This window comes from Pseudomonas sp. SWRI22, assembly GCF_014268395.2.
Classification (GTDB): Bacteria; Pseudomonadota; Gammaproteobacteria; order Pseudomonadales; family Pseudomonadaceae; genus Aquipseudomonas; species Aquipseudomonas paracarnis.
Genome location: NZ_JABWQK020000001.1, coordinates 3,878,561 through 3,904,818 on the forward strand (window position 1 = coordinate 3,878,561; position 26,258 = coordinate 3,904,818).

Annotated in this window: 27 protein-coding genes, 1 tRNA gene and 1 pseudogene; 16 read left to right on the top strand and 13 right to left on the bottom strand. The window is 59.2% G+C overall.

Annotated features, from left to right (window positions below; all coding sequences use genetic code 11):
* The first annotated feature begins 120 nt into the window (after window positions 1-120).
* Window positions 121-930 carry an AraC family transcriptional regulator gene (locus HU730_RS16950; protein ID WP_034127525.1) on the top strand — a complete coding sequence of 270 codons (810 nt, stop codon included), beginning with the start codon at window positions 121-123 and terminating at the stop codon, window positions 928-930.
* Window positions 931-1,083: 153 nt separating this feature from the next.
* Window positions 1,084-3,147 (top strand): maltose alpha-D-glucosyltransferase, encoded by a 2,064-nt coding sequence (gene treS / locus HU730_RS16955; protein WP_186527363.1) that lies wholly within the window; start codon window positions 1,084-1,086, stop codon window positions 3,145-3,147.
* Between the two features lie 163 nt (window positions 3,148-3,310).
* Here the strand turns inward: treS and HU730_RS16960 are convergent, their stop codons facing one another.
* Window positions 3,311-3,739 (bottom strand): glycine zipper domain-containing protein, encoded by a 429-nt coding sequence (locus HU730_RS16960; protein WP_034127523.1) that lies wholly within the window; start codon window positions 3,737-3,739, stop codon window positions 3,311-3,313.
* 227 nt (window positions 3,740-3,966) lie between these two features.
* Here HU730_RS16960 and HU730_RS16965 point away from each other — a divergent pair, with 227 nt between their 5' ends.
* Window positions 3,967-4,425: an Hsp20 family protein gene (locus HU730_RS16965; protein ID WP_003191546.1), complete on the top strand. Its 459-nt coding sequence runs from the start codon at window positions 3,967-3,969 to the stop codon at window positions 4,423-4,425.
* Window positions 4,426-4,491: 66 nt separating this feature from the next.
* Here HU730_RS16965 and HU730_RS16970 read toward each other — a convergent pair whose 3' ends face one another.
* Window positions 4,492-5,388: a LysR family transcriptional regulator gene (locus tag HU730_RS16970; RefSeq protein WP_096144607.1), complete on the bottom strand. Its 897-nt coding sequence runs from the start codon at window positions 5,386-5,388 to the stop codon at window positions 4,492-4,494.
* Window positions 5,389-5,630: 242 nt separating this feature from the next.
* Here HU730_RS16970 and HU730_RS16975 point away from each other — a divergent pair.
* The 9 genes and pseudogenes from HU730_RS16975 to HU730_RS17015 all read left to right on the top strand — a co-directional run.
* A pseudogene (locus HU730_RS16975) lies at window positions 5,631-5,717 on the top strand (hydrolase); the annotation flags it as partial.
* A 63-nt stretch (window positions 5,718-5,780) separates the two neighbouring features.
* On the top strand, window positions 5,781-6,407 hold the full coding sequence (gene ycaC, locus HU730_RS16980) for an isochorismate family cysteine hydrolase YcaC (RefSeq protein ID WP_003191542.1): 627 nt from the start codon (window positions 5,781-5,783) through the stop codon (window positions 6,405-6,407).
* A 423-nt stretch (window positions 6,408-6,830) separates the two neighbouring features.
* Window positions 6,831-7,862, top strand: coding sequence for a phosphate ABC transporter substrate-binding protein PstS (gene pstS, locus HU730_RS16985; RefSeq protein ID WP_054919120.1), 1,032 nt, complete (start codon window positions 6,831-6,833; stop codon window positions 7,860-7,862).
* A gap of 74 nt (window positions 7,863-7,936) precedes the next feature.
* Window positions 7,937-8,902 (top strand): phosphate ABC transporter permease subunit PstC, encoded by a 966-nt coding sequence (gene pstC / locus HU730_RS16990; RefSeq protein ID WP_003191517.1) that lies wholly within the window; start codon window positions 7,937-7,939, stop codon window positions 8,900-8,902.
* Entirely contained in the window at window positions 8,902-9,795 is an 894-nt protein-coding gene (gene pstA, locus HU730_RS16995) for a phosphate ABC transporter permease PstA (RefSeq protein ID WP_003191515.1), read from the top strand. Before pstC ends, pstA begins: the two co-directional genes overlap by 1 nt.
* 76 nt (window positions 9,796-9,871) lie before the next feature.
* Complete coding sequence (gene pstB / locus HU730_RS17000; protein ID WP_019817112.1) at window positions 9,872-10,633, top strand: phosphate ABC transporter ATP-binding protein PstB; 762 nt, start codon at window positions 9,872-9,874, stop codon at window positions 10,631-10,633.
* 56 nt (window positions 10,634-10,689) lie between these two features.
* Window positions 10,690-11,388, top strand: a complete 699-nt coding sequence (locus HU730_RS17005; RefSeq protein WP_073521544.1) for a hypothetical protein — start codon at window positions 10,690-10,692, stop codon at window positions 11,386-11,388.
* Entirely contained in the window at window positions 11,388-12,005 is a 618-nt protein-coding gene (locus HU730_RS17010; RefSeq protein WP_034127519.1) for a hypothetical protein, read from the top strand. Before HU730_RS17005 ends, HU730_RS17010 begins: the two co-directional genes overlap by 1 nt.
* A gap of 369 nt (window positions 12,006-12,374) precedes the next feature.
* A complete protein-coding gene (locus HU730_RS17015) occupies window positions 12,375-14,234 on the top strand; it encodes a calcium-binding protein (protein ID WP_186527362.1) in 1,860 nt (619 codons plus the stop codon).
* Window positions 14,235-14,388: 154 nt separating this feature from the next.
* Here HU730_RS17015 and HU730_RS17020 read toward each other — a convergent pair whose 3' ends face one another.
* The gene (locus HU730_RS17020) at window positions 14,389-14,856 is read right to left on the bottom strand and encodes a MerR family transcriptional regulator (protein ID WP_254914092.1); all 468 of its coding nucleotides are present in this window, start codon (window positions 14,854-14,856) and stop codon (window positions 14,389-14,391) included.
* A gap of 94 nt (window positions 14,857-14,950) precedes the next feature.
* Here HU730_RS17020 and HU730_RS17025 point away from each other — a divergent pair, with 94 nt between their 5' ends.
* Window positions 14,951-15,589, top strand: coding sequence for an NAD(P)H-dependent oxidoreductase (locus HU730_RS17025; RefSeq protein ID WP_034127517.1), 639 nt, complete (start codon window positions 14,951-14,953; stop codon window positions 15,587-15,589).
* Window positions 15,590-15,745: 156 nt separating this feature from the next.
* On the opposite strand, the gene HU730_RS17030 is transcribed toward HU730_RS17025, so the two are convergent.
* A tRNA-Leu gene (locus HU730_RS17030) sits at window positions 15,746-15,832 on the bottom strand.
* A 223-nt stretch (window positions 15,833-16,055) separates the two neighbouring features.
* On the opposite strand from HU730_RS17030, the gene HU730_RS17035 reads away from it, so the two are divergent.
* Entirely contained in the window at window positions 16,056-16,532 is a 477-nt protein-coding gene (locus tag HU730_RS17035; protein WP_060764279.1) for a hypothetical protein, read from the top strand.
* Window positions 16,533-16,668: 136 nt separating this feature from the next.
* On the opposite strand, the gene HU730_RS17040 is transcribed toward HU730_RS17035, so the two are convergent.
* Window positions 16,669-17,196: a DinB family protein gene (locus tag HU730_RS17040; protein ID WP_054897299.1), complete on the bottom strand. Its 528-nt coding sequence runs from the start codon at window positions 17,194-17,196 to the stop codon at window positions 16,669-16,671.
* A 124-nt stretch (window positions 17,197-17,320) separates the two neighbouring features.
* On the opposite strand from HU730_RS17040, the gene HU730_RS17045 reads away from it, so the two are divergent.
* Window positions 17,321-18,019, top strand: a complete 699-nt coding sequence (locus tag HU730_RS17045; protein ID WP_034127613.1) for a tellurite resistance TerB family protein — start codon at window positions 17,321-17,323, stop codon at window positions 18,017-18,019.
* Here the strand turns inward: HU730_RS17045 and HU730_RS17050 are convergent.
* The 8 genes from HU730_RS17050 to HU730_RS17085 form a co-directional block, all read right to left on the bottom strand.
* Window positions 18,016-18,828 carry a hypothetical protein gene (locus tag HU730_RS17050; RefSeq protein WP_186527361.1) on the bottom strand — a complete coding sequence of 271 codons (813 nt, stop codon included), beginning with the start codon at window positions 18,826-18,828 and terminating at the stop codon, window positions 18,016-18,018. The two genes, HU730_RS17045 and HU730_RS17050, sit on opposite strands and share 4 nt — an antisense overlap.
* 18 nt (window positions 18,829-18,846) lie before the next feature.
* Entirely contained in the window at window positions 18,847-19,194 is a 348-nt protein-coding gene (locus tag HU730_RS17055) for a DUF2493 domain-containing protein (protein ID WP_003191350.1), read from the bottom strand.
* A 64-nt stretch (window positions 19,195-19,258) separates the two neighbouring features.
* On the bottom strand, window positions 19,259-21,973 hold the full coding sequence (gene mgtA, locus HU730_RS17060) for a magnesium-translocating P-type ATPase (RefSeq protein WP_186527360.1): 2,715 nt from the start codon (window positions 21,971-21,973) through the stop codon (window positions 19,259-19,261).
* Window positions 21,974-22,209: 236 nt separating this feature from the next.
* A complete protein-coding gene (locus tag HU730_RS17065; RefSeq protein WP_034127511.1) occupies window positions 22,210-22,503 on the bottom strand; it encodes a hypothetical protein in 294 nt (97 codons plus the stop codon).
* Window positions 22,504-22,821: 318 nt separating this feature from the next.
* Window positions 22,822-23,433 carry a LysE family transporter gene (locus HU730_RS17070; RefSeq protein WP_186527359.1) on the bottom strand — a complete coding sequence of 204 codons (612 nt, stop codon included), beginning with the start codon at window positions 23,431-23,433 and terminating at the stop codon, window positions 22,822-22,824.
* Window positions 23,434-23,709: 276 nt separating this feature from the next.
* Window positions 23,710-24,192 carry an arsenate reductase ArsC gene (locus HU730_RS17075; RefSeq protein WP_186527358.1) on the bottom strand — a complete coding sequence of 161 codons (483 nt, stop codon included), beginning with the start codon at window positions 24,190-24,192 and terminating at the stop codon, window positions 23,710-23,712.
* An 11-nt stretch (window positions 24,193-24,203) separates the two neighbouring features.
* A complete protein-coding gene (locus HU730_RS17080; protein ID WP_186527357.1) occupies window positions 24,204-25,487 on the bottom strand; it encodes an arsenic transporter in 1,284 nt (427 codons plus the stop codon).
* Between the two features lie 19 nt (window positions 25,488-25,506).
* Window positions 25,507-25,863 (bottom strand): metalloregulator ArsR/SmtB family transcription factor, encoded by a 357-nt coding sequence (locus tag HU730_RS17085; protein WP_034127507.1) that lies wholly within the window; start codon window positions 25,861-25,863, stop codon window positions 25,507-25,509.
* 177 nt (window positions 25,864-26,040) lie between these two features.
* Between HU730_RS17085 and HU730_RS17090 the strand changes: the two genes are divergently transcribed.
* Window positions 26,041-26,256: a hypothetical protein gene (locus HU730_RS17090; protein WP_003191339.1), complete on the top strand. Its 216-nt coding sequence runs from the start codon at window positions 26,041-26,043 to the stop codon at window positions 26,254-26,256.
* Window positions 26,257-26,258 lie beyond the last annotated feature (2 nt).

A 26,258-nucleotide genomic window follows, 5' to 3' on the forward strand; every position in this document is an offset into this window, starting at 1 on the left:
TGACGATTGATGTTTTGCGCAGGGATGGATGACGAATTCAGCACAATTTGCCGCGCTCGACAGCGCTCGCCCCATGCCTCAATCTGCTGGCTGTCGACGAATAAAGGGGCTGAGAAAGTCATGTTGCAAAGCGCGTTCGCGAGCCTTTTCCAAGGCAGCCGACCCCACAGCATCGAGCAGCTATTAAGCGGAGTAGAGCAGTTGCTGCCGATGCTTGATGTACTGCCCAATGCTGCGATTTTCATCAAGGACATCGACGCTCGCTACGTGCTCGCCAACCGCACCCTGGTGCAACGCTGCGGCCTCAAACAACTGCAACCGCTGCTGGGCAAGACCAGCGCCGAAGTGTTTCCCGCGCAATTGGGCCCCGGCTATACCGAGCAGGACCGGCGCGTGCTGAAGCAAGGCCTGGTACTGGAGGATCAACTCGAACTGCACCTCTACGGCACCCGCGAACCGGGCTGGTGCCTGACCCACAAGTGGCCGCTGTACAACCAGCTCGGTGCGATCATCGGCCTGGCCGGGATCTCGGTAGACCTGCAATCAGCCAGTGAAACCCACCCGGCCTATCAGCGTCTGGCGGCGGTGGACGAACACATCCGCAGCCATTTCAACCGACGTGTCACCCTGGGCGAATTGACCCGCATCGCCGGGATTTCCGTGGCGCAACTGGAGCGCTACTGCAAGCGCGTGTTTCACCTCACGCCTCGGCAAATGATCCAGAAAGTCCGGCTGGAACATGCCCGGCGGTTGTTGCATACCGAGCTGCCGATTACCGAGGTGGCGCTGCAATGCGGGTACACCGATCACAGCGCGTTTACCCGGCAGTTCAAATCTTCAACCGGGTTCACCCCTAGGCAGTACCGGCAAGCGACGCAAGGCGGCAGGCCAGATGAAAATCTAATGTGGGAGGGGGCTTGCCCCCGATAGCAGTGTGTCAGTCAGGATATTTTTATCTGATCCACCGCCATCGGGGGCAAGCCCCCTCCCACATTTGGATGAAGCCAAGTCGATGCAACGAATGCCGCCCACGCCCCTCATATGCTTACACCGACCCTTTTCACCACGACAGGTACCGAGCTTATGACCGCGGCGAACAACGATCATGTGAACTGGCTGGTGCAACATTCCATGCTCCACGCAGCGCGGCAGCGGGCCAAGCTCTATTCGGGGCAAGGCCGCTTGTGGCAGCAGCCCTATGCACAGACACGGCCGCGTGACGCTTCAGCCTTGTCGTCGGTGTGGTTCACTGCCTACCCCGCGTCGATTGTCACCCGCGAAGGCGGCACCGTGCTGGAGGCGCTGGGGGACGAAACCCTGTGGCATACCCTGTCGAAGATCGGCATCCAGGGCATTCACAACGGCCCGCTGAAGAAGTCCGGTGGTTTGTCTGGCACCGAGCACACCCCGACCATCGACGGCAATTTTGACCGCATCAGCTTCGACATCGACCCGCAATTGGGCACCGAGGCGCAATTGCAGGCCTTGACGCGCATGGCTGCCGCGCACAATGCGGTGATCATCGACGATGTGATCCCGTCGCACACCGGCAAGGGCGCGGACTTTCGCCTGGCTGAAATGGCCTATGAGGACTATCCCGGCCTGTACCACATGGTCGAAATCCGCGAGGAAGACTGGCCGTTGCTGCCCGACGTGGCTGCCGGACGCGATGCACAAAACCTCAGCCCCTCCCAGGTAGACGCACTGCGCGACAAGCACTACATCGTCGGCCAATTGCAGCGGGTGATTTTCTTCGAGCCCGGCGTCAAAGAAACCGACTGGAGCGCCACCCCGGTGGTGCTCGGCGTAGATGGCAAGCCGCGGCGCTGGGTGTACCTGCATTACTTCAAGGAAGGCCAGCCGTCGCTCAACTGGCTCGACCCTTCGTTTGCTGCGCAGCAGATGATCATCGGTGATGCGCTGCACGCCATTGATGTGATGGGCGCGAAAATCCTGCGCCTGGATGCCAACGGCTTTCTCGGCGTGGAGCGCAAGCTCGATGGCACGGCCTGGTCCGAAAGCCATCCGCTGTCGATCACCGGCAATCAGTTACTCGGCGGCGCCATTCGCAAGGCGGGCGGGTTCAGTTTTCAGGAACTCAACCTCACCGTGGACGACATCGCGTCGATGTCCCACGGCGGCGCCGACCTGTCTTATGACTTCATCACCCGGCCTGCCTACCAGCATGCCTTGCTGATGGGCGACACGGAATTCCTGCGCCTGATGCTGCGCCAGATGCACAGCCTCGGCATCGACCCCGGCTCGCTGATTCACGCACTACAGAACCACGATGAACTGACCTTGGAGCTGGTGCACTTCTGGACGTTGCACGCCCATGACAGCTTCCTGTTCCAGGGCCAGACCTTCCCCGGCAACATCCTGCGCGAGCATATCCGCGAGCAGATGTACGAACGCCTGACCGGCGAACATGCGCCGTATAACCTCAAGTTCGTCACCAACGGCGTGTCCTGCACCACCGCCAGTATCATCACCGCAGCCCTGGGTATTCGTGACCTGGAGGCGATCACCTCGGCGGATATCCAGCAGATACGCCAGATCCACTTGCTGCTGGTGATGTACAACGCCATGCAACCTGGGGTGTTTGCCTTGTCCGGCTGGGACCTGGTGGGCGCGCTGCCGTTGGGGGCCGAAGAGGTGGCGCATTTGATGGCCGATGGCGACACACGCTGGATTCACCGTGGCGCCTATGATCTGGTAGACCTGAACCCCGACGCCGAACTGTCAGCCGGGCAAATGCCGCGCTCGAAAAGCCTGTATGGCAGCCTGAACAGCCAACTGCAGGACCCGGAGTCCTTTGCCTCCCAACTGCAAAAAATCCTCGCCGTGCGCCGCGCCTACGACATCGCCGCCAGCCGCCAGATCCTGGTGCCGGACGTCGAGCACCCAGGCTTGCTGATCATGGTGCACGAACTACCGGCGGGTAAGGGCACGCAAATCACCGCGCTGAACTTTGGCGCCACGCCGATCACCGAAACCCTGCACCTGCCCAACATCGCACCGGGGCCGGTGGTGGATATCATCAATGAGCGGGTGGAAGGCGATTTGACCGAGGAGGGCGCGTTCACGATTACGTTGGACGCGTATGAAGGGTTGGCGTTGCGGGTGGTGAGCAGCACGCCGATGTAAAGGCGACGAAACGGTAACTGTGGCGAGGGAGCTTGCTCCCGTTGGACTGCGTAGCAGTCCCAGCCTCTTTGAACAAAAGAGCGGGGCGGCTTCGCGCCCCAACGGGAGCAAGCTCCCTCGCCACAGGTCAGTGTTTGGTGGCTAACAGCGCCGTGCCACGCGATCAGTGGTGCTTGTTCTTGTGCTTATGTTTGTTGCCTTTGTGCTTGCCACCACCGGAACGATGACCGCTCTCGTCATCCGCCAGGTTGTTACCCAGCGCGCCACCGGCTGCGCCACCCACGCCGGCGCCGATGGTTGAACCGGTGGTACCGCCCAGGCGATTGCCAATCAGCGAACCGCCTGCCGAGCCCAAACCGCCGCCAATCGCCGCTTCGGTCTTGTTGCCCTTCTGCGCACCCACTGCACTCCCGGCTGCGCCCCCCACGCCGGCGCCGATGGCCGCACCTGTCGAGCCACCAAGCTGCTGGCCCACCACGTTGCCCAATACACCGCCGACACCGCCTCCCAGCGCCGCCGTACCATCTCCAGCGGCCAGGGCCCCTTGGGAGATCAGAATGCCCAATGCCAGGGCCGGGAATGTCATTTTCATTTTTTTGTACCTCAAGGGCTGTCTCAGGCGCTCACGGGGTAAAGCACGCCTGGCATTTTGATTAGAGCACACGCCATAACACTTGGGCTTGGGTGATAGCCCCTTGCGCAAGAAAAATTTTTTCCAGCCCTCTTGAATTCCTTTTGCGCGTCCATAAATTTTTGATCACGCGATGCCGAATCCGGGTCGTGTACTAAATCACTTGGAGAAACTCAGGAGATTTTAAAATGGCTACTACCCTGTCGTTGGCCCCACTGTTCCGTCAATCGGTGGGCTTTGATCGCTTCAATGACCTGTTCGAGTCGGCGCTGCGCAGCGAGGCTCCGAATTCCTATCCACCTCACAACGTGGAAAAGCACGGTGACGACGCGTACCGCATCGTGATCGCCGTCGCTGGCCTGACCGAGGAGGATCTGGATATCCAGGTCGAGAGGGGTGTATTGACGGTTTCCGGCGGAAAACGCGAAACCGACGATAAGGTCGCTTACCTGCACCAGGGCATTGCCCAACGTGCGTTCCGGTTGTCGTTCCGCTTGGCGGACCATATCGAAGTACGTGGCGCATCCCTGACCAACGGTTTGCTCAACATCGACCTGCTGCGTGAAGTGCCTGAAGAGGCCAAGCCAAAACGCATCATGATTGGTGGTGAGGCCAAACCCGAGCTGCGTCAGGTCAGCTTGCAGTAAAACAATCGGCGGTAAAAAGGCGCTCTACGGAGCGCCTTTTTTGTGCACGCCGCAAACGCAGGCCGGCTAAGCCTGGGTATTGGGTGCAAACAACTGCCTGGCCTCGGCAAAACACTTCTCTGCAATGACCGAGCGCGGTTCGGTCTTGCGCATCACCATGCCCAGGGGCGCAAGGACGCTGGCATCCGGCAGGTGGATAAACGCCAGGTTCTCGATGGGGCTTTCCAGGCCGCTGTCCAACGGCATGATCGCGCAACAGAAGCCTTCGTGGATGGCCTGGAACAGTTGAAAGGTGGAGTCGCTTTCCAGAATCGGCTGGGGATCGAGACCGCGGCTGCGGAAACTCAAGTCGATGGATTTTCGGTAGTGCATGCCATTGCTGATCATCCCAAGGGGCAGTTCGGCGGCTTCTTCCCAGCTCATCTGTGTGCCTTCGAAGTGGAAGTGGCGGGTGTCGTACAGCAGGCCGACGCGGGTTTCGCCCAGCTCGAAAAACTCCAGGTAATTGGGGCTGACGTGGTCCAGGTAGCACACGCCCAGGTCCAGTTGGTTGGTGCCCAAGGCTTCGATGATTTTGTCCGAACTCATGGAGGTGAGGCTGAACTTGAGTTCCGGGAAGCTGTGGGACAAGCCCTGGATAAAGCTGATCGGGTTGAAGCCGCTCAGGGGCACCAGGCCCAGGCGCAGGTTACCGACCAACTGGCCGCGGCACGCAGCGGCTTCGGCGAACAGGCCGTCGTGGGCGGCGAGCAGGGTCCTGGCCCAGGCCAATACGCGTTCGCCGGCCTGGGTGAAACCTTCGAAGCGTTGGCCGCGGGTTACCAGCTCCAGGCCCAGTTCCTCCTCCAGGTTGCGCAGGCGCATCGACAGGGTGGGCTGGGTGATGTTGCAGCGCGCGGCGGCCTGGCCGAAGTGGCGGGTCTGCTCCAGCGCGATCAGGAATTTAAGCTGCTTGATGTCCATGAAGGCACCTGCCTGGAAATAAGTGAACGGTCATGATTGGCGCAAGTGCCTGAAACCCACGGGGTGGAGCCGATGATCGCATTGTAACGACCGGCACGTCCAAGTGCCCTTGCCACCGTGCGGCTGCATTGTTCCATTTTTGAGATGGAGCGGCCCGTTTCAGCCACTACCTAACCCTGAACGCGATGATTAAGGTGGTTCCACTGTTTTTTGGATGGGCCAACGTCTACACCCAGGCCGTGCCGCACTATCAGCTTCTCATCGAGAGCTACATCAAGGCTCAGGAAGTGGCAAACAACCACGAAGTACTAGACTCACAGCGCAAGTAAATACGCTGGGGTCTTTTGCGGCGAGCCCATGTTGGGCGCTGCCTTTTTATCAGGAGTATGAAGATGTCTACACCTTACGTTCGCTTGGACAAAGACAACGCCGCTGTGCTGTTGGTCGACCATCAGGCCGGCTTACTGTCATTGGTCCGCGACATTGACCCGGACAAATTCAAGAACAACGTGCTGGCCCTGGCTGACCTGGCCAAGTACTTCAAGTTGCCGACGATCCTGACCACCAGTTTCGAAACCGGCCCCAATGGCCCGCTGGTGCCCGAGCTCAAGGCACTGTTCCCGGATGCGCCGTACATTGCGCGCCCAGGCCAGATCAATGCCTGGGACAACGAAGACTTCGTCAAGGCCATCAAGGCCACCGGCAAGAAGCAATTGATCATTGCCGGCGTCGTGACCGAAGTGTGCGTGGCGTTCCCGGCGCTGTCGGCCCTGGCCGAAGGCTTTGAAGTGTTTGTGGTCACCGACGCCTCCGGCACTTTCAACGAACTGACCCAACAGTCCGCCTGGGCCCGCATGTCGGCCAACGGCGCGCAACTGATGACCTGGTTTGGCCTGGCCTGTGAGCTGCACCGCGACTGGCGCAACGACATCGAGGGCTTGGGGACGTTGTTCTCCAACCACATTCCGGACTACCGCAACCTGTTCACCAGCTACAACGCGTTGACTGAAGGCAAGTAAGCCTGACGCGAGGCTGCCGCTAGCCTTGAGGGGGACGGTACAGCGCCTATTTCACTGACACCCCTAGGTCCACATGTGGGAGCTGGCTTGCCTGCGATGGCGGCATTGCGCCTGGCACCTATTTATCTGACACCGCGCGATCCAGCTGTGGGTGTCAGGTAAATAGGCGTTGGCTGGCAGACCGTCATCGCAGGCAAGCCAGCTCCCACAGTTGGATCGGCGTCGACCGTCGCGAAAGCAAGATCAGTACCGCTAGAGAGATGACAGCACTTTAGTCGTAATTTGTTACTAACCAATGCCCTAAAAATACAACGCTGTGGCGGCAAAGCGGGACAAAACACCCTCTCGCCATTCAATTTTCATAAAAATGTAACAACCCTGCTTCACAGTTCGGGAGCCCGTCACCACAACGAGTTCCTTTTAATGAAAAGCTTGATGAAGTCCGCAGCACTCGCCGTTACGGTATCCCTGTGTGCCTCCTCCTTGACCTTCGCCGCCGAAAACGTGCGCCTCACCGGCTCCGGCGCCAGCTTCCCTGCACCGATCTACCTCACCTGGTTCAAGGATTTCAGCAAGAAGACCGCTGGCGTCACCGTGGATTACCAGTCCAAGGGCAGCGGCGCAGGTGTGCAGGACTTCCTGAATAAAACCGTCGACTTCGCCGCCAGTGACTCGGCCATGAAAGACGAAGACATCGCCAAGGTCGCCGAAGGCGTGCAGTTGCTGCCAATGACTGCCGGTGAAATCGTGCTGGCCTATAACCTGCCGGGCAATCCCAAGGGCCTCAAGCTGCCACGCGATGTTTACTCCAACATCTTCCTGGGCAAGATCACCAAGTGGAACGACCCACAGATCGTCGCCGCCAACCCGGACCTGAAACTCACCGACACGCCGATCACCGTGGTGGTGCGCGCAGACTCCAGCGGCACCACGGCGGTATTCACCAAGCACCTGGCGACCATCAACCCTGAATTCAAAACGGCACTGGGGGAGGGCAACACCGTCAACTGGCCGGCCAGCGACAAATTCATCAAGTCGCCCAAGAACGATGGTGTGACCGCCACCGTACGCCAGACCCCAGGCGCGATTGGCTACATCGAGTACGGTTTCGCCAAACTGGCCAAGGTTGACTTCGCCCAGTTGCAGAACAAGGCCGGCCAGTACGTGGTGCCGAACGCCGAAAGCGGCGCCGAGGCCCTGGCCGCAGTTAAGATGCCGGAAAGCCTGGTGGCCTGGTTGCCTGACCCGGACGGTGCCAAGTCTTACCCGATCACCTCTTACACCTGGATGATTTTCCGCAAGGACAACGGCAACCCTGCCAAGGCCAAGGCCATGCGCGAAATGGTTGAGTACAGCCTGACCGAGGGGCAGAAAATCGCCGACTCCATGGGCTACATCCCGCTGCCGCCATCGGTGGTGGAGCAGGTTCGCAAAGCCTCCGCCAACATTCAGTAACACCCGTGAGGCCGCTCTCGGTGTGGGCTGTTTGCCGCGCCGGGGGCGTTTCCCCCCTGTTCCGGAATTAGCCAATGAACAAACCTTTCGTCGTACCGGTTAACCGGGATTCTGCCTGCCAACCTCCCTCGGCCAAAGACTTCCTGGTCGATCGCACCTTCCGTGGGCTCGCGCGAATCGGGGTGGTACTGATTCTGGCGTTGGTCGCAGCCTTGGTATTCGAGGTGGGACGCAAGGCCTTGCCGGGCATGGAAAAGCACGGGTTCGATGTGCTTTTTGGCAGTGTCTGGGACGTTAACCAGGGCAAGTACGGGATCTTGCCGGCCATTTGGGGCACGCTCTACAGCGCTTTCATCGCGCTGCTGATTGCAGGCTTTTTCGGTGTCAGCATGGCGATTTTCCTGACTCAGGATTTTCTGCCGGCCAAGCTGGCCGCTGTGTTTCGCACCATCGTTGAGCTGCTCGCGGCTATCCCCAGCGTGGTGTACGGCCTGTGGGGCATCTACGTGGTGATCCCGGCCATTCGGCCACTGACCACCTGGTTGAACAGCGAACTGGGTTGGATACCGTTTTTCGGCACGTCCCTGAGCGGGCCGGGGTTGCTGCCTGCGGCGCTGGTGTTGGCCATCATGATTCTGCCGACGATTGCCGCCGTATCCCAGGACGCGCTCACCAGCGTGCCGATGAAGACCAAGCAGGCCGCCTACGGCATGGGCACCACCCATTGGGAGGCGATTCTCAAGGTGATGGTGCCATCCGCCGCCACCGGTATTTTCGGCTCCCTGGTACTCGGCCTCGGCCGTGCGCTGGGCGAAACCATGGCGCTGGCGATGCTGGTGGGCAACGCCAACAACATTTCCCTCTCGCTGTTCGCGCCGGCCAATACCTTGGCAGCCTTGTTGGCGCTGAACTTCCCCGAAGCCGGGCCCAACGAGGTGGAGGTATTGATGTACGCCGCTCTCGTCTTGATGTTCATCACGCTGCTGGTGAATGTCATCGGTTCCATGATCATGCTCTACGCCCAACGGGGTAACCGATGATGACGAATCTCACATCCCCTATCACCGCTGTGCCGAGCCTGCAGCGCAAGTTCGAAGGCCGCGCCTTGCGCAGTCTGGTGTTGACCACATTGGTATGGCTGGGTGCGCTGCTGGCCAGCGTGCCGCTGATTTCCGTGCTCTACATGCTGATCACCCGTGGCGGCGCCCGCCTGAGCCTGGAGGTGTTCACCGAACTGCCGCCCACCGGCTTCGAAACAGGCGGCGGTTTCGGCAACGCCATGGCCGGCACATTTGTGATGGTCGGTATCGCTGCGGCGATTGCGGTGCCGGTCGGCATCATGGCCGCGATTTTCCTGGCTGAACTGGGGCCGGACAGCAAATTGGCCAACGCTGCACGCTTTGCCGCCAAGATGCTCACCGGCTTGCCTTCGATCCTGGCCGGGGTGTTTGCCTATGCCTTGGTGGTCATGACCACCGGCACCTACTCGGCACCGGCCGGCGGCGTGGCCCTGGCGGTACTGATGCTGCCCATCGTGGTGCTGACGGCTGAAGAGTCGATGCGCATGGTGCCCAAGATCATGAAGGACGCCGCCTATGGCATGGGCTGCACCCGCTCCCAAGTGATCTGGAAGATCATCTTGCCGACCGGCCTGCCAGCGATCCTCACCGGCGTAATGCTTGCAGTGGCACGTGCCGCAGGCGAAACCGCGCCGTTGTTGTTCACCGCGCTGTTCAGCAACTACTGGATCTACCACGACGGCGACCTGGCGGTGATGAACCCCACGGCCTCCCTTGCCGTGCTGATCTACAACTTTTCCGGCATGCCCTTCGACAACCAGCTGGAGCTCGCCTGGGCGGCCTCGTTGGTGTTGGTGATGATCGTGCTGGTCGTGAATATTGTGAGCCGTATCTTCGGCAAGCCTAAGTATTAAGAACGGGAGCATCTGAATCTTGAACGTCTCAACTGCGCAAATAGCCGCTCCGTTTGTTACCCAATCGCCTGTGGTCATGGACTGCAAGCTGGACAGGATTTTCTACGGCAACTTCATGGCAGTACGTGACAGCCATGTGCCGATCGAGAAAAACAAGATCACCGGTTTCATCGGCCCGTCCGGCTGCGGCAAAAGTACGGTACTGCGCAGCCTCAACCGCATGAACGACCTGGTGAAGGGCTTTCGTTTCGAAGGCCACGTGCATTTCCTGGGGCAGGACGTGTATGGCAAGGGTGTAGACCCGGTGGTGGTGCGCCGTTACATCGGCATGGTGTTCCAGCAGCCGAACCCGTTTTCCATGAGCATCTTCGACAACGTCGCCTTCGGCCTGCGCTTGAACCGCTACAAAGGCGACCTGGGCGACCGCGTCAAGCACGCCCTGCAAGGCGCTGCGCTGTGGGATGAAGTCAAGGACAAGCTCAAGGTCAGTGGCCTGTCGCTCTCCGGTGGCCAGCAGCAACGGCTGTGTATTGCCCGTGCGATTGCCACCGAGCCGGAAGTGCTGTTGCTCGATGAGCCTTGCTCGGCACTCGACCCGATTGCGACTCGCCGGGTAGAGGAACTGATGGTGGAACTGAAGAAGGATTACACCATCGCCCTGGTCACCCACAACATGCAGCAGGCGATCCGCGTGGCGGACACCACGGCGTTTTTCTCGGTGGATATTTCCCAGGGCACGCGTACCGGCTACCTGGTGGAAATGGGCCCGACCGCGCAGATTTTTGGCAGCCCGCGTGAACAGATGACCGAGGATTACATCAGCGGCAAGTTCAGCTGAGTAACTCCATGTTCGATAGAAACCACACGTGCGCCACCGTCAGCCCAGGAACGCCAATGTCTGCAACGCATCGTCTTGATTTGTCAGCGATTGAACGCGCGCTCCGCAAAGTGCAGAGCCGCTTTGCCGAGCTCAGCACGCAATTTACCGAGCCGCGCGACCCCTTGACCGACGAAGTGCTGCACAACGTGCTTGAAGGCTATGCGTTGGTTGACGACTATGTCGCACGGGGCGTTGACCTGTTTGACCTTCATCATCTGGACCTGATGCTGGAGATCAACGCCACGGTGCTCTGCGGTAGCGACCCGGCGCGCCGCGTGGAATACGCGCAGCACCTGGCCGCCACCGAAGAGCACTTCTTCAACAACGTTGAAGGCGGTATCAAGGACTTGTTCAATTGGTATTGCGCGTATCGCAGTGAATCGGTGTGGAAGCGTGCGGCCGGTGTGTATGTGCGCATCCTCAGCAAGCCGCAGTTGTTCATCGAAGGCAACAACCGCAGTGGTTCGCTGATCGTCAGTTATCTGCTGATGCGGGCCGGGTTGCCACCGTTCGTGCTAACGCTGGAAAATGCCGAGGGCTATTTCAATCCTTCCTCGGTAATCCGCAACTCGGCCAAACATGGGGTCAAGGCGTTGTATGAATTGCCCAAAATCAAGAAAAAGTACGCCGCCTTTCTGGAGGAACAGGCCCCGGATCCCAAGGCGTTTTTCTTGAGCGACGCACCACAGCCTATTTATCAGGGAGGCCATTAATGCGCCGGTATCCAACACTCGCCAGCCGAGCCGTGCAAGCTATCCAGCAGGCGCTTCTCACGCGTGCCGCCAAGCGACCGCGTGTACGCATCTCCTTTGATATCGACGACACATTGGCTTGCCAGCTCCACCACGCTGATGTCGAAAGCAGCTGGCTACCGGCCTGCGCTCATCGTTGGTGGGGAGAACCGCTGCGTATTGGCACCCGTTCGTTGACGCGAGAGCTGCGGCGCCAGGGTTGCAGTATCTGGGTCTACACCTCATCGGGCAGGGCGCCTTCCTACATCAGGCGTTGGCTGATGCTGTACGGCATTCGTGTCGATGGCGTAGTCAACAGCGTGCGGCATAACCACGCCCTCACGGTGCATGGGCTGTCGAACACCCCCTCGAAATTTCCGCCGGCCTTCGACATTGATTTGCACGTGGATGATTCCGAGGGTGTGCGCCTTGAAGGTAACGACCACGGCTTTCGCGTGGTGGTGGTCGATCCGCAGGATGAGCACTGGGCGCAACGAGTGCTTGAAGCCGTCGCGGGCGTGCAGGCGCAACTGGCCCGGCAGCAATTACCCAGGTTCAAGCAGCCTGTCTGCCAAGGTGCTGAGGTTTATTCTTCCTGAGTTCCAGAGAAACCTGAACTTCTTGAGCCCTTATTGCAGTTCACAACTTGCTATAAGGGTTTGATTTTCTTTGACTCGCCAGTCACGAATAACACAGAACTTCACCTCTTGTTCGACAAACAGCGCTTATGGCGCTTTTGTCGTCTATCTCCCCAAGTACATACCTTTGTCATCCGATAGTCGGTCACTTTAACGCGGCACTTCTAGGCTAGTGTTGACGAGCTTCCTTAATGGTCAACCTCGATATTAAGCAACGAAGCAGCCTGAACAGAATGCACAACAACAACTTCAATGCATATTGTTTAGCCCGACGCATCAGGTATTACCGTTGACTTTCGGTGTTGATCGCTGGGCTCAAGGAGTACTGACATGGCTATATTCGATTACAAGGGGCAAGACGCCCGCGTCCTGATTTCAGATGCCTGGACCCTCGCCACTTACACCAGTGGTGTAGCGACCGTCGGCGCGCTCTACAACATTCCGGGGCTTGTGCTGGGCGAGGGCAACACCTTCGCGCTGCCCAAGGGCTGGCGTGAGATCGGCGCGAGCGAACTGCAGGTTGATAGCAGCCACACCGACATCACTGGAAGTTTTACCGGCGACGGCGTCTTTGGTTCTCAAGCCAGGGTGTTTGGTCAATACGATGATAGCGGCCAATTAGTCAAAATGGGTTTTTCCATTGCCGGCACTAACTCGCCAATTGATCTGCTGGGTTGGCCGGCGATGATCGATAACTCTTATATCAACGGCTACGACTACCTGCTCAACTCAATCAAGGATTACGCCACCGGCCATAACCTGAGCGGCAAGGATGTTCTGGTCACCGGCTATAGCCAGGGTGGCTCCGTTACCAACAGCATGTATATCGGCAAGGACACTTTGGCCGACGGTTTTTTCAAGGATTCGGACTACTTTGGCATGGAGTCGCCCAAGTCCAGCAACAGCGACGGCATCTTCAACTTCGGTTTTGAAAACGATGTGGTCCACCGTCTCACGGGTCAAGAGACCAACGTGGGCAGCGCCATTATCGATGCGCTTCAAGGCAGTGATGCCAGTTACACCTCGACGACTGACAACATCGTGCTGTTCGACACAATCTACGCGCTGCCAACCTGGCCCAATGGTCCGTTCTCGATTGCCAACCTGTCAGGATGGGCCGCGCACCTGGAAGGCATTTTCATCAACCCTATCCAGCGTATCGCCCAATCGACCTTCTACGATTACATCGAGCGCGACAGCACCATCATCATCAGTAACCTTGACGCCATCAGCCGCAGCTTTACCTGGGTCAGCGACAAACAGACCGCCACCTCCAACCACTACGGCACACCGGCCTTCCTGCTGGGCACCGACAGTTCGGACAAGCTGCAGGACGGCCGCAGCGATGACTTCCTCGACGGGTTCAAGGGTGACGACAGTTTCCGGGTGAGTACCGGTACCGATATCGTCGCTGGCGGCGAAGGCAACGATAAAGTCTTCCTCAAAGGCACCGCGTCTTCCTACGAGGCGGTGAAACTCAGCGATGGCACGTTGTTTCTGAACGATAGCAGCGGCCAATATGGCCTGAAGGAATTGCACGGCGTAGAGCATGTAGAGTTCGAAACCGGCCTGGCCAACAGCCTCGGCCATGTGCCCGTGCTCGGCGGGCTCTTCGGTGGTATTGGCGAGGTCCTCACGCCGGCCTATACGGTGACCAGTGGCAAACTCGACTTCGAAGGCCTGTTCGGCGCCGATAAGGCGTATGCCAAATCCATCGAAGGCAGCCAGCTGGCCGACACCCTCAAAGGCACCGCCGCTCGCGACCTGATATTCGGCCAGAACGGCAATGACCGGCTCGACGGTGGCGCCGGCAATGACCTGCTGCACGGCGGTGAGGGCAACGACACACTGCTGGGCGGCACCGGTAACGACGCGCTGTATGGCGCCAACGGCAATGACGTCTTGATCGGCGGGCAGGGTAATGACCAACTCAGCGGTGGCGTGGGCAGCGACCTGTTTGTTTTCGACCAGCGCGGGTTCGGCCACGACGTGATCAGTGACTTCAACATTCATCAGAATGGGAAAGACCTGCTGGTGTTCGCCAAGTCGCTGTTTGCCAGCGCCGATGCTGTGCTCGGTGCGACTACCCAGCACGGCAGTGACAGCGTGATTCTGGCGGGGGCCAGCAGTGTCACCCTGGTGGGGTTCAATGCGGCGCAGTTGAGTGCAGAGATGATCAGCGTGGTTTGATGCCGGATCGGTAAAGCTGGTGATAAAACCTCACAGGATCGTTGATGCTGTGGGGTTTTTTCTTGCTTATCGCTTTATAGCAATCTGTCAGTGCGAGAGGCAGCATCAGGTTTGTATTTGGTTGAGAACCAGATCTCGCAGTATTGCGCTTTCTTTACTTGCTGGTAGCCATCATGTGTTTGCTTCGCATGACTACGGCTCGATCAGGTCGTAATCGCTCCACGCTGCTTGGGCAATTCAATCCAGGTGCGATGCCCGTACGAAGGCTTTCTTCGAGGACTTCTTGCAGCATCAACAACTCCTCACGCTGCACTTTTAGCGTGGCTTCGATGTGCTGTATCTCCTCCAGGCGTACATTGATCTGTTCCAGAGTGAGGGATTTGGAGCAGCTACCGTCATGAAGGAAGAGGCCACGAACGGTGTCGAGGGAAAACCCCAGCCTTTGCGCGTGGATCACGACTTCCAAGCGTTTAATGGTGGTTTCGCTGTAATAGCGATAGTTGTTCACGTCACGCGTGGGAGCGTCCAGCAGGCCTTGCTCCTCGTAGTAGCGTATTGCTGAAGCAGCAAGGCCTGTGCGTCGCGAAATCTCGCCGATCTTCATTTTTTGCTTGACCTTCAAGTTGACTTTAATCCGCAGTATAAGCCGGAGCGCAATCCTGAAGGTATTCGGATTGGGCTGGATAAAGACCGTTGACCTGCGTGGAATATGAAGAATGAGCAAAATAACCGAGTTACTGAATTGGCGTTATGCGACGAAAAGTTATGACCCGTCCAAGACCGTGCCGGCTGAAAAGCTGGAGCGAATTCTGGAAGCGGTACGACTGACGGCGACCTCGAGCGGCCTCCAGCCATTTGAATTGCTGGTGGTGACTAATCCGCACATTCGCGAAAAGATCAAGGCGGTCAGCTGGAATCAGTCCCAGGTGACCGACTGCTCTCATTTACTGGTGTTCGCCGCCTGGGATGACATAACGCCTGAGCGCGTCAACATGATGTTCGACCTGACCAATACTGTAAGAGCCACTGTCAACCAGGGGTGGGAAGATTACCGTCAAATGCTCCTCGGCATAGTCGCCGAGCGTGGGCAGGAGGCCAATTATCAAGCGGCTGCGCGCCAAGCCTATATTGGACTGGGCTCGGCTTTAATCGCCGCGGCGTCCGAGCAAGTCGACGCAACGCCCATGGAAGGCTTCGATCCCTCGGCTGTCGATGAGATTCTGGGACTGGGGGCCAGGCATCTGCGCAGTGTGGTGCTCCTGCCGTTGGGGTATCGGGCAGCAGAGTCTGACTGGCTGGTAAACCTGAAAAAAGTACGGCGGTCTCGCGAAAACTTCGTCACTGAAATCAACTAGGGAGACCGTGCAGCCGCCCCACATTGCGGCAGTAGTGGGGTGGCGCTTCATGCGCCGAACGGATTGTGTTCGGTCGGCAGGACGCTGCTGATGAGAGTTGCGGAACAGAAAAGATAAGGGCCTGCCCAGGTTTCCCTGGCAAGCCCTTGATATCTATGGTGCCCGAACCCGGAATCGAACCGGGACGCCCTTACGAGCGGGGGATTTTAAGTCCCATGCGTCTACCAGTTTCGCCATTCGGGCGGTAGCGCGGTGTAACAGGGTTGGGAATATATAGATCCAGCCGCTTCAGCGCAACCTCCCAGCCGGTTTTCCCGCATAAAGATGCGCAGAAAAAAACGTGGCAGATCAGTGATCTACATGGCCTTTGTGCCAAGTCCTGATGAACGCTCACAACCCAGGAACAAGCCCCATAAATGACAGTCATAGCGATATGCCATTTCGGCATTTCGCAGGGAGTCGTTTGATGCTCAGTATCCGTAAGCAGGCTTGGATCATGGCCGCAGGTGTAGCGGGGTTGTTGGGCACTGGCGCGTTCAGCTCGGCGCAGGCGGGGAGTGCGGTGCAGTGGGGCGAATTTAGTGCGTCGTCTTCAGACAAGTTGACGGCCGGCTCGATGGACGTGGGCGGTGCCTATGTGTTGAAGCCGTCGGGTGTTTCCGTGGGGGATGTCGAGGCGCTGCAAGCTGGGCAAAAACAGAGTCAAAGCGAACTGCAAAGCTTGAAAAGCAAAGTAGAGGGGCAGGAGCGTGCGTTTGATGAGTTCAAGCGCAAGGACGGTTCGAGTGCCAGTAGCAGTGACAGTCAGCTGTCGAGTCTCAAGCGTACGGTGGATGAGCAGAAGAGCACGATAGAGCGTCAGAAAAGCGAGCTCGACGGTCTCAAGCGCAGCCTGGATGATTTGAAGCGCAGCGTGGAGACCTTGAGCAGCAAGGTGAAGTGACAGCACTGATGCTGTGGGCAATATAGGGCAACTGTGGGAGCTGGCTTGCCTGCGATAGCGATGTGTCAGTCACAGATTTGAATCTGTTACACCGCCATCGCAGGCAAGCCAGCTCCCACATTGACAGTGTCGGCCTTCAGTCAATCAGTGCCAGCAAGTCGGTGACCCCTACGTCCACACCCGCCTGGCTCAGCAGTGTCGTCACCTGGCCGCGGTGGTGAGTCTGGTGGTTGAAAAAGTGCACCAGCAAACCGAAGAAGGGTTTCTCGGCGGCCACGCCGCGCATGTTGTGATAACGCAGGCGTTGGTCGAGGTGGGGCTCTTGCAGGCTGTGGGCCCAATCGATGATGAGTTGATCCAGCCAGGCGCGATGGGCCGCTAGTTCGGCAAGACTGGCGAAGGCCAGTTGCTTGAGGTCGCCGGGCGTGGCAACCCCGTTCAGCGGCGCCAAGGCCGCAAAGTTGGCCGGGTGTTCGGCGAAGCGCTTGAGCCAGACGGTGTCACCCAGCATCAGGTGGTTCAAGGTGCCGAAGATCGAACCGAAAAACGCTTGGCGGTCCAGGGTCAGCTGCGCGTGCGTCAGGGCGGCGGCGGCGTCGTAGACCTTGCGGTTCATCCATTGGTTGTAGGTGGCCATCAACGCAATGTGCTCGATGCGATTCACCGCGGTTCTCCCTTGTCGGCGTGATGGCGTCATCATAAAGCTTGCCCGCCCGACGGTCATGGTGTTCCATCAGGGGAGGACTATGTTTGATCAATGCCACTATTGCGCCCCGGAGGGCGACACCATGAATACCAGCGATCTACTGGAACAACTGTTGCGTGCAGGGCAGCAAGGCGGCGGGGCTTCGGGCGGCGGCCTGGGCGGGTTGCTTGGAGGGTTGTTGAAGGGCGCCGGCACCGGCAATGCGTCTGCGGCGGGTGGCGGTTTGGGTGGTTTATTAGGTGGCCTGGGCGGCTTGTTGGGCGGCGCTCCGGCAGGTGGTACTACCCAGACGCGCAGCGGCGGTGGGATGAACTACGCGGCGCTGGCGTCCCTGGGGATGGCGGCCTTCCAGGCGTATCAAGCCTGGCAACGCCAACAGGCTTCGGCACCGCAGCAAGCTATCCAGACCGTTGACCAGCTTGAAGGGCCTGAAGCCGAAGCCCATAGCCACGGCGTACTGCGTGCGTTGATCGCGGCGGCCAAGGCCGATGGCAAAATCGATGCGCAAGAGCAGCAGATGATTTCTGCCGAGATCGGCCGTCATACCGACGACCCACAACTGCAGCAGTGGCTCGACGCCGAAGTCGCCAAGCCCTTGGATGCCGCCGATTTTGCCGAGTATGCCAATGACCCCGCACTCGCTGCGGAGATTTACCTGGCGAGCGTGATGCTGGTCAATGATCAGCAGGACGCCGAGCGCAATTACCTCGACGACCTGGCCGGTCAGTTGCAAATCGATCCGCAATTGCAGCTGCATCTGGAGCAGCAGGCCAAAGCCTAGAACCTCAGCGTCGCCCCAGTGGTCAGCCACTGGGCGCGATCGCCAATCAGGCTGCGCCCGACCAGCAGGTCCACGTCGACACATTCACCAATGTGCAAACGCGGCCCAGCCTGCCAGGCCTGTTCGCCGCCTTCCTGGCCATAACGCTCGCCAATCAACGTGAGCTTCTCTGCCAACTGATATTCGAACCCCGTGCCCCAGGTCAGGCGATGTTGTTGATCACCGTCGTTGTAGGCGTGGCTCCAGCCGGCGTTCAGGTTCAGGCGCAAGGCATCCAGGGGTTGCCATGTCAGGGGGATGTTCAGGTCTGCGCCGTCAAGCCCGTGATGGCGGTCCAGCGCGACATGCGCCCCGACAGCAATCGCCAGTTCCAAGCCCAAGTCTTGCCGTGACAGCACCTGCACCTTGGCTTGCGGGCTGATCTGCGTCTCGCCTTTGCCTGCATCCACGGCCCGTGACAACGCGGCGCCCCATTGCACGGCGGGCATGGCGCTGAACGTGCAGGCGGGCGACAAGGTGCCGTTATGGGTACTGCCCGCGTGCCGCTGGGCGCTGTACCAGGCGTCGACATTGCATTCACCCGGCGTGTTGATCGCGCCGTCGTCAACCACATAAGCGCCGCCTGCGGCTTGCGCTTTTGAAATCAACGCGGCCACCAGGACAAGGCCCAGGATCACGCCGATAAAGATCAGGTTGCGCTGCAATGCGCGGCGCTTTGCTGGCGGCAGTAACAGCAGGGTGTGGCGAGAGTGGCGTGCGCGATATTTGGCAAACCCGTCGCGGCGTGCCGGCGTGTGTTTTTTGTGCATGATGCACCTCGCTTGAGTTCAGCTTTCTACGGTCAGCACCGAAATGCCGCTGGCTTTGGCCTGGCAAACCAGCTCCGAGGTATCGTCACCGCCCGGCAGGGCAATGATCAGATCGGGGCGGCTGTCGGCCAGCATGAAGTGATTGCGCTGGCGTTCCGCCTGTTTGCCATGGCGCTGCCAATTGGGTGGATAACGCACTACGTCGATACCGATTTCCCGGGCCCATTCCTCGATCTCACTGCCCAGGAACTGGTTGCCGCCGTGGATCAGTACCTGCACCGGGCGCAGGCGGTGGTAAGCGTCCAGCACATGGCGGGACTTTTTGGTGTCGGCGTAATGACGACCTGCACAGATCAACACGCGCATGAGCAAATCCTTGTATTGCACGCAGGCGACCGGGCGGCCGCCTGCGTTTGAACGGCGGGGAGGGTCAGTACCACTGTTTGAAGCGGCGGATGTAGATCGTCTTCATCAGTTGGGCGACGCAGCAGTAAGCCAGCAAGGTGCCCACCAGCCATGGGAAGTACGCCAGCGGCAGCGGTTGCAGGCCCACCAGGGTGCCCAGCGGTGAGAACGGCACGTAGATGCCCAGGGCGATCACGATGCAGGTCATCATCAACACCGGCCAGGCGGCCGTGCTCTGGAAGAACGGGATCTTGCGGGTGCGCAGCATATGCACCACCAGGGTTTGCGAGAGCAGCCCTTCGATAAACCAGCCGGACTGGAACAGCGTCTGCATTTCCACACTGTTGGCCGAGAACACGTACCACATCAGCGCAAAGGTGGTGATGTCGAAGATCGACGAGGTCGGTCCGATCCAAATCATGAAGCGGCCGATGTTTTTCGCATCCCACTTGCGTGGCTTGGCCAGGTATTCCTTGTCCATCTTGTCCCACGGCAGGGCCAGTTGGGAGATGTCGTACATCAGGTTCTGCAGCAGCAGATGGATCGCCAGCATCGGCATGAACGGGATGAACGCACTGGCCACCAGCACCGAGAACACATTGCCGAAGTTGGAGCTGGCAGTCATGTTCAGGTACTTCATGATATTGCCGAAGGTTTCGCGGCCCTTGAGCACGCCTTCTTCGAGCACCATCAGGCTCTTCTCCAGCAGGATGATGTCGGCCGATTCCTTGGCGATGTCGGTGCCGCTGTCCACCGAAATACCCACATCGGCATCCCGCAGCGCCGGTGCATCGTTGATACCGTCACCGAGGAAGCCGACGGTGTGCCCGTTAGCTTGCAGCGCCTTGAGCACGCGGGATTTTTGCAGCGGCGTGAGCTTGGCGAATACGGTGCGCTCTTCTACGCGGCGCAGCAGGGTGGCGTCGTCCATGGCTTCGATTTCCACGCCCAGCAGCGGCTGGCCGGGTTCCAGGCCAACCTGGCGGCAGATCTTGCTGGTGACCACGGCGTTGTCGCCGGTCAACACCTTGATCGCCACGCCAATCTGTTGCAGCGCCGCAATGGCCGGGCCTGCGGTTTCCTTCGGTGGGTCCAGGAACGTCAGGAAACCCTGGATCACCATGTTGCGTTCGTCGCTGGTGGTGTACTGCTGGCGTGCCAGCGCTTTAGGGATATTGCGGGTCGCTACCACCAGCACGCGGAAACCGTCTTCGTTGTAATCATTGGCGAGCGCCAGTAGCGCCTCACGACGGCGGTCATCCAGGGGCAAGGCTTCGCCAGCCTCCATGACATGGGTAGAAATGCTCAGCATCTCTTCCACCGCGCCCTTGCATACCAGCAACTGGTCACCGGCGGCATCCTTGACCACGATCGACAGGCGACGACGGACAAAGTCGAACGGCAATTCATCGACCTTGCTGTAGGCAAACGGCACCTGGAACTTGGGGTTTTGTTCCGAGAACTGCACGACCGCCTGGTCCATCAGGTTTTTCATGCCGCTCTGGTGAAAGCTGTTGAGCCACGCCAGGGACAGCACGGCGTCATCGCGCTGACCAAAGGCATTGACGTGATGCTCGAGGATGATCTTGTCCTGGGTGAGGGTGCCGGTCTTGTCAGTGCACAGCACATCCATCGAGCCGAAGTTCTGGATCGCATTGAGGCGCTTGACCACCACTTTGCGCTTGGCCATGGCCGTAGCCCCCTTGGCCAGGTTGGCGCTGACGATCATCGGCAGCATTTCCGGGGTAAGGCCGACGGCTACCGCCAGGGCAAACAGGAAGGCATCGCCCCAATCGCCCTTGGAGAAGCCATTGAGGAAAAACACGATGGGTACCATCACCAGCATGAAGCGGATCAGCAGCCAGCTGACACTGTTCACGCCCCGGTCGAAGGCGGTTTGCACCCGCGAGCCGACAATCGCCTTGGCCAGGGAGCCAAAGTAGGTGCGCGGCCCCGTTGCCACCACCACTGCTTTAGCGCGGCCGCTGACCACGTTGGTGCCCATGAAGCAGATGTTCGGCAAGTCCAGCAAGTTGCCCTGGTCGGCGGCCAGGGTAGAGGCGGATTTTTGCGTGACATCGCCCAGGGTGTCGTACTTCTCCACCGGCAAGGCTTCGCCGGTCAGCACGGCCTGGCTGATAAACAGGTCGCGGGACTCGATCAGGCGGATATCGGCGGGGATCATGTCGCCAGCGGACAATTGCACGATATCGCCGGCCACCAGGTCACGCATCGGCACTTCGCGCAAGGTGGGCTGAGCACCAACCTGCTCGCGGCGCAGCACGGTGGCGGTGGTGCGTACCATGGCCTTGAGGGCCTCGGCGGATTTGGCCGAACGGTGCTCCTGCCAGAAACGCAGCAGGCTGCTGAGCAACACCATGGTCATGATGATGACGACCTTGGTCGGGTCGGCTTCTTCGCCTTCCTGCATCGGCAGCCAGCAGTCAGTCACAAAGCTGATGCCACCCAGGGTCAGCAGCACGTAGATGAACGGGTTGTTCAGAGCCTGCAGGAACTGGACGATAGCGTGTGGCGGCTTGTCGTGGGCGACTTCGTTATAGCCTTCTCGTTGCAGACGCGCCGAAGCGTCCAGTTCGGTCAGGCCGTCCTGGGTGGCCCGTACATTGGCGAGGGTGGCCGCCAGGCCATTGTGGGCTTCACGGGCGGCACGCATCGACAGCCTGGTGTCGGCAGCGGTGCCATTTTTTTTGTGCAGAGGCGTGTTTTTTACGGCGCTCATTGTCTGTACTCCTGTCGCCAATTCTCGACAAAACATACCCTCTACTTACCTGCAGACAGGCGAGCGAAAGCATGCCGAGCCGCGGACTTCGCGATCGGTTCAAATAAAGTATTCACATAACTTCTGAAGGGCCCGCTAACAGCAAGTTAGTTAACTAGCGTGCAGCAGGCTACTACTGGACGTGTTCATAAAGAACTCCAGGGTCATCAATAAGAAAGTTGCTGTTTCCAGCGAGGTCAGGCGGCGTGAGTACTCAGGTAGAAACCGAGCATCAAGCGCGCTTGCGCCAGGCAGGAAACCTGGGGTCTCTGCGGGTCTTGAGGGTCGGCATGATCCCAGTGCTGCACCAGGTGGCCGCTTTCAGGGCAGATACGCCAGTGCGCCAGCGGCGGGGCTGGGCGCACTTGAGGGGAGGGTGTGACAAAGGTCGAGCGGCTTGGCGAAAAGCCCGCCGGCGCTCGGCACAGCTTGGCGCGCAGGGCTGCGACCAGTGTGCGCGTATCAGGCAAAACAAGGAGTTGGAAGGTCATAACACACCTCGGGACCGGACGGGCGACCGGTGAGGCAGTTACGGTGGAGCATCAAGCTCTAGCGCAGCTTACCGGACCTGGAACGCGAGTCCTGTCATATTCTGGGTTTGGCGCCCGATGCCCGCAAAGGCGGTGCTCGGACAGCGACTAGATACTGTGTCCATTGGCTTCTTTTGTGAGGTTTAAAAAAGGCCCCAGTTGCGGGCACGGGCAATCTACTCAGGGCGTCAGTGAATGTCAACGTATGATTAATTAAATTAACCAGTGTTCAGAGTTTGTTCAGACAAGAGGCGCGCGTAAGTTGTGGGTTGAATAACTTCATACACCTTGCGCGGCGAGGAGTGCCAGATAGATCAATACTAAACCGCAGGCCGCATAACTCGCACGCTGCCAAGTCGGTGATGCGTTCTTGCGTAGCAGGTTCACCAAGGCGGCGGTAAGAAAACACGAGAGTACCGACGCCAGCATGAAGCCGGCAAAAAACATCAGGGTCTGCCCGTGACTGGGGGTGGTGCCGACAATCCCCGACAGTGCGCTGCCCAAGGCGCCCCAGTAGACGATGTTTTTCGGATTAGCCAAGGAAATCGCCGCGCCCACCGCCAACGCATTTTTGCCTGAGGTGGCAGGGGCATTGTCCATTGCCGGTAACTGCCAGGCATCAATCAGGCTGCGAATGCCCAGCCAGGCCAGGTACAGCGCGCAGACGATTGTAAGTGGAACCCGCACTGCATCATGCTGGATCAGCAGTGCGATACCGGTGAGGCCAATCACGGCCCAGACGGCGTCGCCCACCAGTGAGCCGAACTGCACCAGCAACGCCGGCGTGAAGCCATGGAGCAAGCCGCGGCGCAGAGTCTCTGCCAGCACGGCGCCGGGGGAAAGGCAAAATACAAAACCGAATACCAGCGCATAGACAAAGATCGACAGCATGCTCAGTTCCTTTCGAGAAAGTGCCAGAGCATACGTCAGTCCGGGAGAGGGATACCACGCCCTCTGTAGGAACGCCCGCGATGGCGGCGCGTCAGCGACTGAATCTTCAACTCAACCACCGCTATCGCAGGCAAGCCAGCTCCCACACTGGCCGTGTATTGCCCACAGGATCAGCGCCCCCTGTAGGAGCGAGCTTGCTCGCGAAAAGCGTCAACGATAACGCGCGTTTCCTGAATGACCGCGGTGCCTATGAGTTTTTCGCGAGCAAGCTTGCTCCTACAAAGTCTGCGGCGTTGAGGCAATGCGGTGGAGTTCAGCCTTCAATTCATCCGGCGATAGACGTGCAAAGGGCAGCGCAAAAAACGCCTCGCAGCGTGCGGTGATAATGTCGAGGGTGGCCTTGAATGCAGCCTCTACTTGCGCCTCGTCACCCTGCATTTCGGAAGGGTCCTCCAGGCCCCAATGCGTCTTCACCGCTGGGCCGAAATATACGGGGCACGCTTCACCGGCTGCTTTATCGCACACGGTGATGACCACATCAGGCGGGCTGTCTTGAAAGGCCTCATTGCCCTTGCTGTACAAACCTTCGATGCTGATGCCCGCCGCCTGCAGCGTGCTCAGGCTACGGGGCAAGACCTGGCCCTTGGGAAAACTGCCGGCGCTGATCGCTTCAAAGCCCGGCGGCGCCAGGTGGTTGAACATCGCTTCGGACAAGATGCTGCGGCAACTGTTGGCGGTACACATGAACAGCACTTTCATTGCAGTCTCCTTTAGATGCTCAGGCGCAAGGCGAGGGCGGCGAGGGTGACCAGCAGGACGGGCAGGGTCAGCACGATCCCGACCTTGAAGTAGTAACCCCAGGTGATGGTGATGCCTTTGCGTGCCAGGATATGCAACCACAACAAGGTGGCCAGGCTGCCGATGGGGGTGATTTTCGGGCCCAGGTCGCTGCCGATCACATTGGCGTAGATCATCGCGTCCTTGACCACGCCCACGGCATGGCTGGACTCGATGGACAACGCGCCAATCAGCACGGTCGGCAGGTTATTCATGGCTGATGAGAGCAGCGCTGTCAGCACCCCGGTGCCCATGGCCGCGCCCCACACACCATAGGTGGCGAAGGTGTCAAGCCAGGTGGCCAGGTAGTCGGTCAGGCCGGCGTTACGCAGGCCATAGACCACCAGGTACATGCCCAGGGAAAAAATCACGATTTGCCACGGGGCTTCTTTGAGGACTTTACGCGTGGAAATCTGATGACCTTTGGCTGCAATCACCAGCAGCAGTACCGCACAGAACGCGGAGATCGCACTGATGGGAATGCCCAATGGTTCCAGAGCGAAACAGCCGACCAGCAGAATACCGAGTACCCACCAGCCGGCACGAAAGGTCGCACGGTCATGGATGGCACTGGCGGGATCTTCCAGGTCGGACGGGTTGTAGGTCTGCGGAATATCCCGGCGGAAAAACCACAGCAGCACCGCGAGCGTGGCGGCGACACTGACCAGGTTCACCGGCACCATCACCGCGGCGTATTCGTTGAAGCCAATCTTGAAATAGTCCGCCGAGACGATATTCACCAGGTTCGACACCACCAGCGGCAGGCTCGCCGTGTCGGCGATAAACCCTGCGCCCATGACGAAGGCCAGGGTCGCCGCCGGGGAAAAGCGCAAGGCCAGCAGCATCGACATCACGATAGGCGTCAGGATCAACGCCGCACCGTCGTTGGCAAACAGCGCCGATACCAGCGCACCCAGCAACACTATATAGGCAAACAACCGCCGGCCGCGGCCACGGCCCCAGCGCGCCACATGCAGCGCCGTCCAGGCGAAGAAACCGGCTTCGTCCAGCAACAGGCTGATGATGATCAGCGCGACGAAGGTGCCGGTGGCGTTCCAGATGATGTGCCACACCGCCGGGATGTCCGCCAGGCTGATCACTCCGCAGGCCAGCGCCAGGATCGCGCCCAGTGTGGCACTCCAGCCGACGCCCAGCCCCTTGGGTTGCCAGATGACCAGCACGATGGTGACGAGGAAAATCGCAATTGCGACAAGCATGAATAAACGCTCCGATGGCTCAGCAGCAGGTGCTGGCCCGTTGTGGTCTGTCGCCCATTGCATTCAGACGCAGTGCGTCATCCTGCAACCATGGCTGGTTGGCTTGTAGGGTAGTGTCGAGCACCTGGGTGACCCAGGCGGGCAGTGCCGGATTGATGCGGTAATAGATCCATTGCCCTTGACGTCGGTCCACCAGTAGCCCGCAACTGCGCAATTGCGCGAGATGGCGGGAGATTTTTGGCTGGCTGTCGTCCAAGGCATGGATCAACTCACACACGCAAAGTTCGCCCTCGCGCAGGATCAATAAGGTCACCCGTGCACGGGTGGCATCGGCCAGGCACTTGAACAGGGTGGGAGGAGAGAAGAGGTCTGACATGGTCAAGGACTTTTCAAGTGGATATATTCGAATATACGTATTTCCATATATACAGGTCAAATCTTGTTTCAATTGATATGGATCAAATCCCTTTGAAAGCGCCACAACTGTTTGAAATTAAAATGAAACACAAATGTCCTAACGTGCCTGCCCATTGCTGATGAAGGAAGACCCCGCGTGACCCGAGCCACCCGCAACCTGCGCAAGACCCTGGATTCCGTCGCGGAAAATAACGAAACCGCGGCCTTTGACCTGATGCGCGCCGTGGAAAAACTCGGCGATGAAGTGCTGCGCCAGCGCCTGCTCAATACCATCCACCGGCTGAACCAGGATGCGTATGAATTGCGCGAAGCCCGGGATTCGGTGGAGCAGGTTTCGGTAAAGCTCGCCTGAGC